This is a genomic window from Shewanella sp. GD04112, from assembly GCF_029835735.1.
Taxonomy (GTDB): domain Bacteria; phylum Pseudomonadota; class Gammaproteobacteria; order Enterobacterales; family Shewanellaceae; genus Shewanella.
The window spans coordinates 3,030,004-3,046,123 of the sequence record NZ_JAOEAL010000001.1 but is presented as its reverse complement, the minus strand read 5'-3'; the positions used below and the strand labels follow the sequence as shown (position 1 = coordinate 3,046,123).

The following is a 16,120-nucleotide window of genomic DNA, read 5'->3' as shown; positions in this document are numbered from 1 at the left end:
GCAAGGTTGTGGAGTTTTTGTCCCCTTGAGTGTAGACGATGCTTTTCAATAATTCCTAAGCGCGTTGAGAAATGTGCAATTATTTTTCCTTAAAATCATTAAACTAAGTTAATGTTAATTAATGAAATAACCTGATTGACGCCACTCGCCGTTAGCGATGTAAGGCTAGCCCGGCTAGCGCTTGAGTTAGCTGGGTTTGTACGTTGTTTTATCGGTATTTGGCTACGTTTTCATCCTTTTTCAGCATTAGACCTGCATCCCCTTCACTTGCTAAACTAGCGCCATTTGCAATCGCATCGATAGCTTAAGAGGGGAGTAAGATTGAATAAGAGTTTAGTGACAAATGTGCTAGCGGCCATTTGCGTTGCATTGGGATACGCATTGAGCCAACCCATTCTGTTTAATGTTGGTTTATTTGCTTTATCTGGCGCCATTACTAACTGGCTTGCGGTGTATATGTTGTTTGAGAAGGTCCCAGGTTTATACGGTTCGGGCGTCGTGCCATCGCGTTTTGAAGAATTCAAAGCGGGGATTGCGCATCTTATGATGAAGCAGTTCTTCACCACTGAGAATATCGACCGTTTTCTGTCGGAAAAAGATGGAATTAGCCAAATCGATTTAGCGCCTGTGATTGATAAAGTGGACTTAGCGCCATCCTTCGATGCTTTAGTTAACACTGTGGCTCAATCTTCCTTCGGGGGCATGTTATCCATGTTTGGCGGCACTGAGGCGTTAATGCCGTTAAAGGAACCCTTTATCGAGAAGATGAAAGCCTCTTTGGTGGAAATGTCCGAGAGTGAACAGTTCCGCAACCTATTGAAACAAGAGATTGAACAGCCGAATGTAATGGCCGATCTACAAACGAAGATCGCTAATATCGTTGAACAACGCCTAAATGAATTAACGCCGCAAATGGTTAAACAAATCGTGCAGGAGATGATCCAGACACATTTAGGTTGGCTCGTAGTGTGGGGCGGGGTATTTGGTGGCGCTATCGGACTTGTCGCCGCCTTAGTACAAGGTTAATCTGGCAATAGCCAGCATACTAAAGGGAGCATTGGCTCCCTTTTTGTTTGATTAATCATGAGCAGGGAAGATTATGGATCATCACAGCATTAATTATTTAGAAATCCCCACCACAGATATTGGTCGCTCGAAGGCCTTTTTTAATACGGTATTTGGTTGGCGCTTTGAGGATTACGGCCCGCAATATAGCTGTTTTATTGATGCGGGGATCACGGGAGGTTTTTATCAAGCAGAGGTAAGTTTTAACCTCGAAAAAGGTTGTCCGCTCATCGTGTTGTACAGCAAGGATTTAGAACAGACACAAGCGGCGGTGAAGGCGGCGGGCGGCGCTATCAGTACAGATATTTTCAGCTTTCCCGGTGGACGGCGTTTCCATTTTATTGAGCCAGCTGGCAACGAATATGCGGTCTGGTCAGAGTAATCACCTCGAACATCCCTGTGTGCGAAATTGCTGCCTCGATCAGCAAGATATCTGTATGGGCTGCTTTAGGCATTTGGATGAGATCTTAGCCTGGCGCACCATGACACAGACGCAGCGCGAGGATTGTTACTTAAGAATGGCTGAGCGTAAGCTTGCATTCGAGGCAAAACGAAGCGCTAATCACTTAGCTAAGTGACTTAGGCACCGCTAGAGGTAAGAGATGAGAAAAACGGCGCCTAGCAAATACAATTGTGAAAAGCTAAAGCGCCGCTGGACTCTCGTTAAACGGGGTCGACCACAATATGCTCAAGTTCGATGGCCGCAACGGCATGTAACGCATCCATGGTTGCGCCCACTAAACTGATTTTCCCCTGTGATGACTCAACCAGCACCGCGCGGCGGATCTCGCCAAAATCACGGTTATGTCGAGTCAGATTCGATAAGGCCATCTGCATTGGCAGCATGGAAGGGTTAAACGCCGCGTTTTCAGCGTAGCGACCACAATAGGTTGCGCCATCCGCTGTTTCTAATACGACTGCCGCGTAACTTTGGGTATAAGGCGCGTAGCTTAAACCCGCATGATCTAACGCCTCAATCACCATAGGATCGCTGCTATCGAGGGCAAATTCGGTTTCCTGCTTGACCAGCAAGGGCGACTGCACATTTAAGTCCTTTGGCCCAAACGCGTAGGGCAGGTAATAGGACAGTAAATGGCTGTCTTGCGATGGCAAATGGATCTTGATTTGGCCACCATCGACCAGTTCGTTCATAAACTGACGGCAATGACCGCAGGGGCTGGCATTGACTATCATATCGACAATTTGGCTTTCGCCACTTAACCAAGCGTGACTGATGGCGCTTTGCTCCGCATGCACAGAGTGAAACAGGGCCTCGCCGGGCAGTTCAAGGTTGGCGCCCATATAGATGTCACCACTTTTTCCTTTGGCAATCGCGCCGACATAAAACTCACTAATAGGCGGTTTCGCCAAGGCGGCGGCAATAGGCAGTAGCGCCAGTAATACTTCGGCTTCGGTCATTTTGCTGCTTTGGACTAACTCTGCCAGTTGCTGTGCATCAATATGTCCCGCAAAGTTTTGATGTAATAGGGGAATTAATGCGTCAGCCAATGGTGTTGGCAGCTGGGTTATGCTTTTGATAAATCTATCTTGCATTTCCCGACTCCTTGTTTGTTAAGTTCATGGAAGAACATTCTAGTAATTTTGTTACGGTATAAATGCGAGTTAGTTCGCGTTTATACCTCAATTTAACGCCAGTTAAGTGACAACTGAAAGAAGTTATCAATGTCTGGCGTTAAATAACTGTCTTATCTGATAGAACTCTCTGCTTAGCGATTGGGCTATCGGTGTTGTAGAGTCCGCGTAACTTTAGAGCCCGCGTAGATAGTGACACAGGGCCGCGAGTAACTTCTGTTTGTGTTCATCACCCTCGGTGTCTTGCAGCAGATTTTCAAGTTTGAGTAAATAATCCTGATCGCTCAAACGTTGTTGGCAGAAAGTACGCCAACGCTGAGCTTCTTGATCATTCAGCAGCTCAGGATAGTTACGTGCTCGATAGCGGAACAGCATCTCGGGTATGCGTCCATCATCAAACTGCAGATCCAGCGCCGCTAAATTTTGTGGCAAGGTATGGCGAATGATCTCCATCTTGGCTTTATCGGCGGGGCTGAAAAAACCACCCGAATACAGCATTAAGTCAGGATCTGTGGTTGTGACTTCGCCTTCATGCTCAAAGAGTTGTGCCAGTTTTTCACGCAATTCTGGGTGAGCCTTTAAGCGTTTGTATTGTTCTCTGGCAAAGGCTTTATCGATATTGAGCCTTTCAGCCTGGGCATCATCCAAAATTTTGGCCGAGGTAATAAAAGGGCATTTGTTAAGATGAACTTGTTTGACCGGGATAGGTAACTCATCTGCGGCAAGCTCGGCTCTCGGTGTATACATGCGAGTCTTTATTTGCTCGACATCCAGCTCAAACAGCGGGCTTAAATCCATGGCTAAGTTAACGCAAATAATGGCGTTTTTGTTGCTTGGATGGTGGGCTACGGGGGCAATCAGCGTCGTACACCCCTGCAGCGCACTGATTTTGGAACTCACATGGGCAAGCGGCTGCATATTCAACACATCGATTTGGGCACTCACGGCCTGTTTACGGCGTAGCTCGAAATAGTATTGATATAACTTGGGTTGTTTTTCTTTAATCAGTTTGGCCATAGCTATGGTGGCGTACACATCAGACATGGCATCGTGGGCTTTTTCATGGCTTAAACCATTGGCTTGCGTCAGGTGCTCTAACTTAAAGCTGGGCGAGCCATCTTCTTTTAATGGCCAATGGATCCCTTCTGGTCTAAACGCATAGCAAGCTCTGACTAAATCGATTATATCCCAGCGTGTATTGCCATTTTGCCATTCGCGGGCATAAGGATCGATAAAGTTACGGTAGAAACCGTAGCGGGTGACTTCATCGTCAAAACGTAAGGAGTTATAGCCTGCGACACAGGTATTCGGTTGGCTAAAGAGTGCATGAATACGGCCCATAAACTCGGTTTCAGGCAACCCCTTTAAATTGGCTAATTGTGGTGTGATCCCTGTGATTAAAATGGCTTCGGGCGAGGGGAGATAATCCGTTGATTGTTTACAGTAAAAAGTCTCGGGTTCACTGATGATATTGAGATCTAAGTCTGTGCGGATCCCGGCAAACTGGGCCGGTCTATCCTTGGCGGGATTGGCTCCGAAGGTTTCATAATCGTGCCAAAAAATACTTGGCTGAGATGCTGTATACATAATTTCAATCGAATGACGGTTTTGTCGAATGATAGCATCTTAACACTTAAACTCACCGCAATATTCATTAGCAAAAACCGAGATTGAGAAATTATATTGAAAAGATAAGCGCTTAAGAGGTGATCTTTACCTCGGTTGGCAGTTACAATTCCCTTTAGAACAGGGAATAAGTCTTATGCATCATCAATATCTTAATGAACCTATGGTACTCGATGTTGGGCAGAGCTCGACGCTGACCTTAACCTTGCCCAGCAATATCAGCGATTTTATTGTGCTTGAGGCGATGGGGGCACCATTGCTTGAGTTAATTGTAGTGTCTGAAACACCGCAGCCGCAGATTGCCGTCCGCTTTCAACCTATTTTGGGACTCAAACTCAATGCCGAGATAGTGGAGGCGACAAGGTTTGCAGCATCGACGTCAAGATTTTTGGGGCAAGGAGTTCGGCTTTACCATCGTCTAGGTACTGCACCCAAATTTTGCGCGCAGGAACTGCGCGCGGGCATTGCCGTTAAGGTCGATGCGCAGGCCGGGATAAATGTGTCACTGCAAGCAGCATCAAAGTTTGAGCTCGTTGCACTCGAGTCCGATGGCCGAGGTTTGCATGAGCCCAAAGTGTTGATGATGGCGAAAGCGATATTAGCGCGGGAATATGACTATAATGCTACCGCTGAATCCTTGGCCGTATGTTTGACTGAAATAGAACAAGTGCGGCTCGAGCTACAAGCATTTTTACGGGGAGACTTGGGGCATTGTCATATGGGGTTAGCCGAAGAGGCTGTGCGACTTGATCCCTTACTGCAACAAAAACGCCAATGGTTATTTCGCACTTATACTCACATGTTTGAGCGACCTAACTTCAGCCGTGCAGCCAATGACGGTTTGAATATCGATAAAGCCTTAAGGAAGCTCGAATGTTTTGAGCTGCTCGCCTCCCCAGAATTACTGCAAATGGTGGAGCGACTCATGGAAGATGAGGCATAAGCCAGCCATTCCAATCATTTACAGAGTTAACCAATGCAATATATATGTCCTTTGTGTGCCTTACCGCTCACCTTGACTGAACGAACTTGGGGATGCCCGCAGGCACACAAGTTCGACATGGCCAAAGAAGGCTATGTGAATCTGCTTCCCGTGCAGAAGAAAAATTCCAAAGACCCCGGTGATAATCAACAGATGATGTTGGCTCGCAGGGAGTTTTTAACTGCGGGTTACTATCAAAGCTTAAGTGACAGAGTGAATGCGTTGGCGCTTGAATATGCCAGCGAGGCGCAGCAGATCCTCGATATCGGCTGTGGTGAGGGCTATTACAGCCATCGTTTGTACAATGCGCTTACCGCCGTGCATCCGTGCCAATTACAAGGCGTGGACATCTCCAAATCGGCGATAAAATATGCGGCTAAACGGTACCCTAATCTTAGCTTTTGTGTGGCGAGCGCCTACGAAATGCCTATTCCATCGCATAGTATCGATTTAGCGATTCGTATTTATGCGCCATCGAAGGTAGAAGAGTTACAGCGGGTCATGACGCCCAATGGCATTTTGATCACAGTATCACCAGGACCTTTACATCATTTTGCGCTAAAACAGCAAATTTATGCCGAACCGAGATTGCATCCAGCGTCGGATGCCAAGATTGAGGGGTTCGAATGTTTACACCAAGAGCGGCTTAGGTCACAACTTGAGCTAAATAACAGCCAAGATATTAGCCATTTTCTGGAAATGACCCCCTATGCTTGGAAGTTTACAGCCGAACAAAAGCACACATTTGCACAGAGCGGATTAAGCTGCGAATTAGACTTTCAGATTGAAGTACATCGCATTTCAGTCTAGAGGTTGATTTTAACCTATTGAAATAAATTATTTAAAATGCTTAACTGTCGATGCTTACGCCGTAAGAACATGCTGTTCTGCGAGCCGGTGGCAAAACCTGAGATTGGCTTGGTTTAAATAAATTTTTCAAAGTGTCGCAGTATGTTGACTTATCTTTAGAATGGTTTATAGTCTTACTAGCTTGAAGGTTGGGCTTATATTTATGTGTTCAATACGACCAGTTCGTCCTGTAAACATAAGTAATACCGGCATTTTCCAGCTCCACCGCCGTTAAGGCTTTAATTTTTTATTTACAGGATTTATATCATGTCTCAAGTTACTGGTGTTGTTAAGTGGTTCAACTCTGACAAAGGTTTTGGTTTCATCGAGCAAGAATCTGGTCCAGACGTATTCGTACACTTCCGTGCAATCAACTCTGACGGTTTCAAAACTCTTGACGAAGGTCAAAAAGTGTCTTTCACTGTGACTCAAGGTCAAAAAGGTCCTCAAGCTGAAAACGTAACCGTAATCGGTTAATTTTCAGTGCTATTAGCCTAGCGCTGATAGCAAGGGATTTAAGAGCTGTGGTTTATACCACGGCTCTTTTTATTTGTGTCGCTTTTAAGTTTTCTATACTCTTGCCTTGTATATATGTGAGTGGATTAGGCTGTACTCTTTCTTAACCTCTTAACCTCTTAACCTCTTAACCTCTTAACCTCTTAACCTCTTAACCTCTTAACCTCTTAACCTCTTAACCTCTTAACCTCTTAACCTCTTAACCTCTGTTCCTCTGTTTTGGAGCCTATTTATCTAGCCAACGTTGAGTGGTGAAAGTTGAGTTTGATAGTTAAGCTATCAGGTATCGGGGCACATCAAGTTTTGTTTTGCCTGCAAAAATAAACCCACGATCTTTTTGCGAAGTTAACCTTCAGACCGTGGGGTAGCAGTTATTGCAGCCTTATTAGGTGCTTATTTAAGAATCGAGCTTATCGTCCGCAACTTTATAGTGGGGATCGTCTAGCAAATTCACTTCAACCAGATCGCCTGCTTTGTGAAGTAAGGCTTTACAGTCGGCACTTAAATGCACCAAATGTAGCTTTTTGCCCAGCGTAACATAACGTTCGGCAAGGGTATCTATGGCTTCTAATGCTGAATGATCGGCTACGCGTGAATGTTTGAAATCGATAACGACATCTTGGGGATCCTGCGAGGCATCAAATAATTCGAGGAAACTGGCCACTGAGCCAAAAAACAATGGGCCGTTCAGCTCATAGACTTTCCAGCCCAGACTATTTGAGGTCACTTTCACACTGATGTGTTTAGCATGTTGCCATGCAAACACGAGCGCAGACACCACGACGCCGACAAAAACCGCGAAGGCGAGATCAGTAAAAACGGTCACTGTGGTCACTAGCACAATGACAAAAGCATCATGTTTCGGCACTTTGCCCATAAACTTAAAGCTTGCCCATTCGAATGTGCCGAGCACCACGATAAACATCACGCCAACCAAAGCGGCAAGCGGAATGATTTCGATAAAAGATGCGCCAAACAGAATAAAGGTCAGTAAACCGATAGCCGCGGTAATACCGGATAATCTGCCACGACCACCAGAGTTAATGTTAATCATCGATTGACCAATCATAGCGCAGCCGCCCATGGCCCCAAAAAAGCCGCTGGTGATGTTGCCCACGCCTTGGCCTATACATTCTTTGTTGCTACGTCCTCGGGTATTAGTCATCTCATCGATAACCGTCAAGGTTAACAGGGATTCGATTAATCCGACGGCGGCTAAAATAAAGGAATAGGGCAGAATAATGTAGAGTGTCTCAAGGTTAAACGGCACCTGTGGAACAGCAAAGCTTGGGAGTGAGCCTGCGATTGTGGCGTGTTCGTCACCACTCATGGTTTTAAGAAAATCCAACACATTACGGGTTTCTAAGTCAAAACCGACTACGATGGCGGTCACGCTTAAAATCGCAACTAACGATGAGGGGACTGCTGTAGTCAGTTTGGGTAGAAAGTAAATTATTGCCATGGTCAGCGCGACTAACCCTAGCATCAGCATCAAAGGCTCTTGCGGTAGCCAGACTAATTCCCCCGCGGCATTTTTGACTTTAAATTGCCCGAGCTGAGCCAAGAAAATTACAATGGCGAGGCCGTTAACAAAACCTATCATTACAGGATAGGGCACAATGCGGATAAACTTACCCAGTTTAAATATCCCTGCGCTGATTTGGATTAACCCCGCAAGCACCACTGCGGCAAATAAGTATTGCACGCCATGTTCAACCACAAGGGACACCATCACCACGGCCATGGCCCCTGTAGCGCCCGAAATCATGCCCGGGCGGCCGCCAATCAGTGCGGTAACCAATCCCATAATAAAGGCTGCATAGAGGCCGACCATAGGTTCGACATTGGCGACAAAGGCAAAGGCAACGGCTTCAGGGATAAGTGCAAGTGCGACCGTCAGCCCCGAGAGAATATCGGCTTTGTGACTAGATGTTTTGTGGCGAAAGAGATCGAACATGAAACCTCTGTTAATGATTTGTGTTGGCAAAATAGCCGCGCATACTAACAAAAAAGCCGATTGAGCTAAACCTTAAATATGGCTTAATTTGCTGAAAATAAAAAAGCCATGCAAGAGCATGGCTTTTTTCGCAACGGGTTGAGGATTATGGACGAGCCATATCCGATTCGGCGCTGTTGCTGTGTTTCAGTTTAGGCGCAGCCGCTTCGGCGGAGGCGACACTGTCATACTCACGACCTTTCGGTACTTCTACCTGAGTTCTAACTTCTACCGTTGGCTTGGTCATTTCTGATGATACCATAGAACCAAAACGACTCGCCGCTTTAGGCTTGCTCACCACAGCTTCTGCTGTAGGCGCTGCTACTTGAGTCACAACTGTTTTCGCCTGTGGTTTAACTATGGGCGCAGGTTTTGCCATTGGTGCAGAGGCCACAGATTTTAGGGCTTCTTTTGCTTCGGCTTTGTCTGCTTCAGGCGTTACGGCTTCAACTGCAACGGCCTTTTCTTCAGCTTTTGGTTGAGCTAGAGTTTCGGCTGGAGCCACAACGGCTTCCGTTACCGCTTCTACAGTTTTCACTGGCTCAACAGCAACTTCTTCAGTTATAACGCTTGTCTCAGCCTTGTTGTTTACCGCAGTGTCAGCTGGAGCTTCTGTTGCTGCAACCTCGGCTTTAATCTCATCCACTTGCGCGGTAGCGACAGCCTCAACAACTTCAGTCTCAACAGCTTTATTGGCGGTGGTTTCAGTAACCACACTGACATCTGCCGCTTCGACTACAGTTGCAGGAGAAGTCATAGTCGATTCAGCCGTTACTTCAATTGCTTTGGCTTCAGTGGTCTCAGTTGCTTCTACCGTTTGAGCGCTTGGAGCTGGGTAGTCCTGATCTTCACCCAGGGCGTCGTTTGGTACGAATTGCGCAGGTGCAGAGGCGCCTTGCTCATCTTCATCGCGGCGACGACGTTGACCAGCCGCTCTCAAATGACGTGGGCTGCGGCGACTACGACGTTGTCCATCGCGAGATTCACGTTTCGCTTTATCATCTGCATCGGCGCTGACGTCTGCGTTATCCGCATCGGTCTCGGCTTCAGTCTTAACGCTTTCTGTTACGTCAGCAGGCGCATCAGCACGGTTTTCTACTACAGGCGCTTCTACAGCCACTTCAGCACTTGCTTCAGCTTGGCTTACTGCATCAGTAGCTTCTGCTGTCTCATTGGCAACCGCGGCTTCTTTGCGTGGTTGGCGACGTGAGCGAGGTGCTTTGGTTTCAGCTTGCGGTTCAGTTGCAACGTCAGTATTGGCAGCATTAACAGCGGCCACTTCGGCTAATACCACTTCTTCTTGAATTGGCGCTTCAGTGGTGTCATTGGTGTTGTCGATGCGTACTTTACGACGCATGTTACGGCGCTGACGACGCTCACGGGCCACTTCTTGCTTTGGCGTGTCGTCTTGAGACTCCGCGACCACTTCTTTTGGTGCTTGGTTACGGCTCTTAGGCTCTGGCTTAGTGCGTTTTGCATTCTCGTCTTTTTCACGAGCTGGACGCTCCTGAGCCTGAGGTGCATCAGCCGACTTCTTGGCATTGCGGGTGCGTGGCTCGCGGGTGCCTTCTTTCGCTTTGTCAGTATCTTGGTTATTGCGAGTACGGCGAGTGTCATTACGACGATTACGACGGTTCGCATTGGCCGTTTGGCTGTCAGACTTTTTGGTTTCTGTGGTCTTTTCAGCCGCCGGCTTATCGTTTGAGCTGAAGAAGGCGCCAATAGCACTGAACAGTTTGCTGAAGAAACCTAGCTCGGTTGCTTCCACTTTGTTGGCTGCTGGTGCGGCGGCTTGTTCTACTTTCTGCGGTGCAGTGAAGCCTTTTAGGGCTGGTGCTGGCGCAGCAGTGCGTTCCAGTTTACGGGGCTCGTATAACTTGGCTTCTGGCTGTTCGATGCGCTTGTAGCTAGATTCATCGATTTCATCGTCGGTGCGGTGACGAATGACGCGATAATCTGGGGTCATCATGTGCGGATCTGGGATCACATAGACTTCCACATCATGGCGTTGCTCTGTGATACGAATCGCTTTGCGTTTTTCGTTCAGCAGGAAGGCCGCTACATCGACAGGCACTATGGCTTCGATTTGTGAGGTGTTTTCTTTGATGGCTTCTTCTTCCATCAAACGCAGAATAGACAGCGCTAAAGATTCAGTACTACGAATCGTGCCTTGGCCATGACAGCGAGGGCAGATATGCGCAGCTGATTCTTCTAACGATGGACGCAGACGTTGACGCGACATTTCCATCAGACCGAAGCGAGAAATGCGGCCTAATTGCACGCGGGCGCGGTCGTGGTGCACGGCATCACGCAGGCGGTTTTCAACTTCGCGTTGATGGCGCACTGGCGTCATATCGATAAAGTCGATCACTACTAAACCACCTAAGTCTCGCAGACGTAATTGACGGGCAATCTCATCGGCGGCTTCAAGGTTGGTGTTTAATGCGGTTTCTTCAATATCGCCGCCCTTAGTTGCGCGGGCAGAGTTGATATCGATTGAGGTTAACGCTTCCGTTGGGTCGATAACAATCGAACCGCCCGATGGCAGACGCACTTCACGTTGGAACGCCGATTCGATTTGCGACTCGATTTGGAAGTGAGTGAATAATGGCACTTCGGCTTCGTAGAGTTTTACACGTTCTACGAAATCAGGGCGTACCAATGCGATATGTTGTTTGGCTTCTTCAAAAATACGTGGGTGGTCGATTAAAATCTCGCCCACATCGCGGCGCAGATAGTCACGAATTGCACGTACAATCACGTTACTTTCTTGGTGAATTAAGAAAGGCGCCGCTTTGCTTTGCGCCGCTTCGGTAATGGCTGCCCAGTGGTGCTGTAGAACTTTTAAGTCCCACTTCAGTTCAGTCGATTCTTTGCCAACACCTGCGGTGCGCACGATAAGCCCCATACCCGCTGGGACCTCTAAATCGGCCATGGCTTCTTTTAATTCTGTGCGCTCATCACCTTCGATACGGCGAGAAATACCGCCAGCACGAGGGTTGTTTGGCATCAAGACTAAGTAAGAACCCGCTAAGCTGATAAAGGTCGTCAGTGCCGCCCCTTTGTTGCCGCGCTCTTCTTTGTCAATTTGAACAATAACTTCTTGTCCTTCACTGACCACTTCTTTGATGTTTGGGCGACCTTGGAAAGAATAACCTTTAGGGAAGTATTCTCTGGCGATTTCTTTTAGCGGTAAAAAGCCGTGGCGCTCGGCACCATAATCAACGAAAGCGGCTTCTAAAGAGGGTTCTACGCGGGTAATTTTACCCTTGTAAATGTTGGATTTTTTTTGCTCGTGACCAGGACTTTCAATATCCAGATCGTACAGTTGTTGCCCGTCAACCAGGGCAACACGCAACTCTTCTGATTGAGTTGCATTGATTAACATACGTTTCATGATGACGTCATTCTTCTTTAAATGGAGGTCATCAAACAATCGCGTTTCGCTGCATTACGGGCCTAGCAGTAGGTCAACGAAGCCTCACGGCTGGTGGCTAGGCAAGGTGCGCATTACTGTTAGACGCAGTCGCTGCGTGTCGCATCCTATTTATGGCTTATTTTTTAATGATTACAAAAACAAGGAATTCGTTGTAAAACATCAACCAACCCCATAAATTCTTTCATTTCGTTCCGGTAATGCCCAAGTCGAATCGGTTTGTCTGACGACAAGTTAAAATATATTTCGAAATCGGTGAGAAAAACTTTAGATAAACCTAGTCAAAGTAAGGTTAGATTCTCGATTTAATCGTAAAAAACGCATTTGTGGTATTTTTACTCAGTATACGATTTGCAAATCAATGAGTTGCTATCAAGAAAATCTTTTTTAATCTATAAAGCTTTTCACTTGGGACTGGGACCTTGTGAACACTTTATTCACGGCTTATCCCTAATCGCTGGTGAAATATAGCAATAATCAAAAAATTCAGCAATGGAAAGGCACAATTCTTCTTAAGTGTTGTACAATGGCCGCCGTTTTAAGCAGATGGCACATCATGAATACAGAATCTCCACAGCTACAGGTGCAGTTGATCACGATTGACGAAGACCACCTCGACCAACGAATCGACAATTTTTTAATCACAGTGCTCAAGGGCGTTCCTAAGAGCATGATTTACCGTATCGTCCGTAAGGGCGAGGTACGGGTGAATAAAAAACGCATTAAGCCCGAGTACAAATTGCAAATCGGTGATGTGGTTCGCGTGCCGCCGGTCAGAATGGCTGAGCAGGACAATCGCACCGCGCCTTCAGCAAACTTGAGCAGAGTGTCACAGCTTGAAGACCGTATTTTGCATGAAGACAATCATCTGATTGTATTAAATAAACCTGCGGGGATTGCGGTGCATGGTGGCAGTGGCGTCGATTATGGTGTGATTGAAGCGCTACGGTCGTTACGTCCACAACAAAAGTTTTTAGAACTGGTTCACCGTCTCGATAAAGACACCTCGGGCGTGTTACTGGTGGCGAAAAAGCGCAGTGCGCTTAAGCATATGCATGACCAATTGCGTTATAAAAAGATGCAAAAGGATTACTTGGCCTTAGTAAAAGGTGAGTGGTCGGCGCAGGATAAAGTGGTTAAACAACCACTGTTAAAACTGACACTTAAGTCGGGCGAGCGTATCGTTCGAGTCAATGCCGAAGGTAAATCTTCCGAAACCCGCTTTAAAATTGTACAGCGTTATCAAGGTTGTACGCTTGTGCAGGCCAGCCCTGTAACAGGACGTACCCACCAAATTCGGGTGCATTGCCAATATATGGGACATCCCATCGCCTGTGATGAAAAATACAGCGAGCAGGCGTTCGATGACAGTATGCGCGCACTGGGTCTGACTCGACTGTTTTTACATGCGGCAGAGTTAATGTTTATTCATCCTGAAAACGATGAAGTGATGCGAGTCTCAGCGCCGCTCGATGATAATTTGCAGCAACTGCTAAGCAAGTTAAAGCGCGCTTAGCGTTTTTTCTGCACCAATTACCTACGGATAACCTGAGAGCATAAAAGTGTCAGTGAGCCATTCAACCCAACGAAAATATGATTTAGTGATTTTTGATTGGGATGGCACGTTAATGGATTCCATCGGCAAGATTATTGTTTGCATTGAGAATATGGCTAGGGCGCTGGCGTTACACGTGCCAGCTGAGACGGATATTCGCAATGTGATTGGCTTGTCGATGACGCAGGCGTTACAGGTGTTATTTCCCGAAGGTTTGACTTCAGGGCTGCCGATTAACGCAGCTGCGAGTGCAACACAAGAAAATGCTGCTCAAGCGCTTGTGGGCACCGATGATTTCTATATTAAGATGCGTGCCGAGTTCAAGACGCAGTATTTGCACCTTGATACCACGCCAACGCCGATTTTTAACCAAGCCCCCCAATTACTCGAATCATTATCAACTGCAGGGTACCAACTTGCCGTTGCGACGGGTAAGGCGAGAGCAGGCTTAGTGCGCGTGTGGGAGCAATCCGGCTTAGGTCACTATTTTATTGCTTCACGCTGCGCCGATGAGGCGCAGAGTAAACCTCATCCTGAAATGATCTTAAGTCTGCTGCAGGAGTTAGGTGTTCAGCCTGAACGAGCCTTGATGGTCGGAGACTCTTTGTTGGATTTGACTATGGCGGCGAATGCAGGGATTGACGCTGTGGGCGTGACTTACGGCGCCCATAATGAAGCAATGCTCCTGCAAGCCAATCCCATCGCATTAATCGATTCCCCTGAAAAACTCTTGCTGCATTTATAGTGATTGACTCATTAGTGCAGATTAATGACGAATGATGAGCTGAATCGCTAATAACCTAAGTGCTTTTTGAGTTATCTGAGCAAGCGATATGGCCAAGTGCCATCTCGCTTGCTTATCTCGGGCCGCACTTGCGTAATATCACCTTAATAATAGCTTCGCGCTAGTCGGCTAAGACATCGATTCCTTGAGTGAGCAGCATTTCAGTTAACAGTATTAAGGGCAGTCCAATCAACGTGTTAGGATCGCGGCCTTCTAAGCGATTAAATAAGGCAATTCCTAAGCCTTCACTCTTAAAGCTACCCGCACAATAAAAAGGTTGCTCTTTATCGACATAAGCGGCGATTTGCGCAGCCGTCAGCTGACGAAAATGCACGGTGAAAGGTTCGACCTGAGCTGTCATTTCTCCAGTCTTGGCATCATAGAGCGCAAGACCGGTATAAAAGGTGATTGCTTTGCCCGAGGCTTGGCTGAGCTGCTTGATCGCATTGTCTCGATTTAATGGCTTACCAATAATCTTGCCGTCAATCACGGCGACCTGATCTGAGCCTATAATTAATCCACGAGGAAAATGTCTCGCACCTGCCTCGGCCTTGGCTTTGGCAAGCCTTAAGACTAAGTCTTGGGCGGACTCATTTGCCATGGGGCTTTCATCGATATCTGGATTGCAAGTCTCAAAGGTTAAGCCTAACTTTTGCAATAGTGCTTGTCGGTAAACAGAGGTGGAAGCGAGGATTAACTGGGGCGTCATCGGTAAAAATCCATAAGAAAACCTGACTTATTGTCGCTAACCTGGCCGCTTGAATGCAAGCGAGTGGTGGCAGATTGCATGACTTTGGGACGGTAATCGGGGATTCTTACGATGAGTGCGGCTATTTTAGACGGCTTACGCTTGTGCGCCGCCCCGTGCTTGGGTAAAATTTCGCTTCCGTTAATTTCAATGTTGGGGCTAGAGAATCACTTAAGTCGCAAACTGGGACTTAAGTTAGAAATTTTTCTTTGACTCTAGCGTTTTCAAACTATAATATGCGCGCCTTATGCAAACAGTAAAGATACCGGTTTCAATTGATCCTTTTCGCGCCGCCTCGAGCCGTTCTACCTATGAGGGGATAGTGCCTGGGCAGCAATTGAGAAGATTAAATGAGTTATGTGCCGGCGACTGTTCCGATGTGGCAGTGTCGATTGAATGTGGCGTAGATTTGCAGGGGATAGTCTACCTGAAAGGGAAGGCTGTGACGGAGCTCACTCTGGTTTGTCAACGTTGCATGACGCTATTTACCACTGAGGTTACGGTCGAGTTTTGCTTCGGTCCATGCCGGACTAAGGCAGAAATCGATGAGCTCCCGGATGCGTATGACCCAATTGAGTGCAATGAGATTGGCGAAGTACGTCTGCATCAATTGATCGAAGATGAATTGATAGTCGCTATGCCTATCATCCCGATGCATGAAGAAACTGATTGCAACATCGGGTCAATGGACATAGTTGTAGGCGAGATCGAACCCGCTCAAGAGGAGCGTCCAAATCCGTTTGCAGTGTTAGAAAAACTGAAGAGCAAGTAATCTAGGAGACAGGGCCAATGGCTGTACAACAGAATAAAAAATCTCGTTCTAAGCGCGGTATGCGCCGTTCACATGACGCACTGAGCACTGCTCAGTTGTCTGTTGACGCTACCAGCGGTGAAGTCCATATGCGTCACAACGTGACTGCTGATGGTTTCTATCGCGGTAAAAAGGTAATCAACAAGTAATTTGTTGGTT

Annotated in this window: 15 protein-coding genes; 10 read left to right on the top strand and 5 right to left on the bottom strand. The window is 47.0% G+C overall.

Annotated elements, in window-relative coordinates; all coding sequences use genetic code 11:
* Window positions 1–321: 321 nt before the first annotated feature.
* The 3 genes from N7386_RS13535 (at window position 322) to N7386_RS13525 (ending at window position 1,643) form a co-directional block, all read left to right on the top strand.
* A complete protein-coding gene (locus N7386_RS13535; RefSeq protein WP_279769018.1) occupies window positions 322–1,026 on the top strand; it encodes a DUF445 domain-containing protein in 705 nt (234 codons plus the stop codon).
* A 73-nt stretch (window positions 1,027–1,099) separates the two neighbouring features.
* A complete protein-coding gene (locus N7386_RS13530) occupies window positions 1,100–1,447 on the top strand; it encodes a VOC family protein (RefSeq protein ID WP_011717476.1) in 348 nt (115 codons plus the stop codon).
* Window positions 1,428–1,643, top strand: coding sequence for a DUF1289 domain-containing protein (locus tag N7386_RS13525; protein ID WP_279769016.1), 216 nt, complete (start codon window positions 1,428–1,430; stop codon window positions 1,641–1,643). Before N7386_RS13530 ends, N7386_RS13525 begins: the two co-directional genes overlap by 20 nt.
* A gap of 85 nt (window positions 1,644–1,728) precedes the next feature.
* Here the strand turns inward: N7386_RS13525 and cdd are convergent, their stop codons facing one another.
* Window positions 1,729–2,619, bottom strand: a complete 891-nt coding sequence (cdd, locus tag N7386_RS13520) for a cytidine deaminase (RefSeq protein WP_279769014.1) — start codon at window positions 2,617–2,619, stop codon at window positions 1,729–1,731.
* A 213-nt stretch (window positions 2,620–2,832) separates the two neighbouring features.
* Complete coding sequence (sbcB, locus tag N7386_RS13515; protein WP_279769012.1) at window positions 2,833–4,245, bottom strand: exodeoxyribonuclease I; 1,413 nt, start codon at window positions 4,243–4,245, stop codon at window positions 2,833–2,835.
* A 175-nt stretch (window positions 4,246–4,420) separates the two neighbouring features.
* Here sbcB and N7386_RS13510 point away from each other — a divergent pair, with 175 nt between their 5' ends.
* From N7386_RS13510 to N7386_RS13500, 3 genes are all read left to right on the top strand, one after another.
* Entirely contained in the window at window positions 4,421–5,227 is an 807-nt protein-coding gene (locus N7386_RS13510; RefSeq protein ID WP_279769010.1) for a hypothetical protein, read from the top strand.
* A gap of 33 nt (window positions 5,228–5,260) precedes the next feature.
* Window positions 5,261–6,076: a 23S rRNA (guanine(745)-N(1))-methyltransferase gene (rlmA, locus tag N7386_RS13505; protein WP_279769008.1), complete on the top strand. Its 816-nt coding sequence runs from the start codon at window positions 5,261–5,263 to the stop codon at window positions 6,074–6,076.
* A gap of 306 nt (window positions 6,077–6,382) precedes the next feature.
* On the top strand, window positions 6,383–6,592 hold the full coding sequence (locus N7386_RS13500; protein ID WP_011072720.1) for a cold-shock protein: 210 nt from the start codon (window positions 6,383–6,385) through the stop codon (window positions 6,590–6,592).
* 436 nt (window positions 6,593–7,028) lie between these two features.
* On the opposite strand, the gene N7386_RS13495 is transcribed toward N7386_RS13500, so the two are convergent.
* Together N7386_RS13495 and rne are read right to left on the bottom strand one after the other, a co-directional pair.
* Entirely contained in the window at window positions 7,029–8,588 is a 1,560-nt protein-coding gene (locus N7386_RS13495; RefSeq protein WP_279769006.1) for a SulP family inorganic anion transporter, read from the bottom strand.
* Between the two features lie 145 nt (window positions 8,589–8,733).
* The gene (gene rne / locus N7386_RS13490; protein ID WP_279769004.1) at window positions 8,734–12,024 is read right to left on the bottom strand and encodes a ribonuclease E; all 3,291 of its coding nucleotides are present in this window, start codon (window positions 12,022–12,024) and stop codon (window positions 8,734–8,736) included.
* Window positions 12,025–12,619: 595 nt separating this feature from the next.
* Here rne and rluC point away from each other — a divergent pair.
* Window positions 12,620–13,579: a 23S rRNA pseudouridine(955/2504/2580) synthase RluC gene (gene rluC, locus N7386_RS13485; RefSeq protein ID WP_279769002.1), complete on the top strand. Its 960-nt coding sequence runs from the start codon at window positions 12,620–12,622 to the stop codon at window positions 13,577–13,579.
* A 40-nt stretch (window positions 13,580–13,619) separates the two neighbouring features.
* Complete coding sequence (locus N7386_RS13480; protein ID WP_279771027.1) at window positions 13,620–14,363, top strand: HAD-IA family hydrolase; 744 nt, start codon at window positions 13,620–13,622, stop codon at window positions 14,361–14,363.
* 160 nt (window positions 14,364–14,523) lie between these two features.
* Here the strand turns inward: N7386_RS13480 and N7386_RS13475 are convergent, their stop codons facing one another.
* Complete coding sequence (locus N7386_RS13475; RefSeq protein ID WP_279769000.1) at window positions 14,524–15,111, bottom strand: Maf family protein; 588 nt, start codon at window positions 15,109–15,111, stop codon at window positions 14,524–14,526.
* Window positions 15,112–15,397: 286 nt separating this feature from the next.
* Between N7386_RS13475 and yceD the strand changes: the two genes are divergently transcribed.
* Both yceD and rpmF read left to right on the top strand, forming a co-directional pair.
* A complete protein-coding gene (gene yceD, locus N7386_RS13470; protein WP_023267847.1) occupies window positions 15,398–15,922 on the top strand; it encodes a 23S rRNA accumulation protein YceD in 525 nt (174 codons plus the stop codon).
* 17 nt (window positions 15,923–15,939) lie between these two features.
* A complete protein-coding gene (rpmF, locus tag N7386_RS13465) occupies window positions 15,940–16,110 on the top strand; it encodes a 50S ribosomal protein L32 (protein ID WP_011072715.1) in 171 nt (56 codons plus the stop codon).
* The last annotated feature ends 10 nt before the right edge of the window (window positions 16,111–16,120 follow it).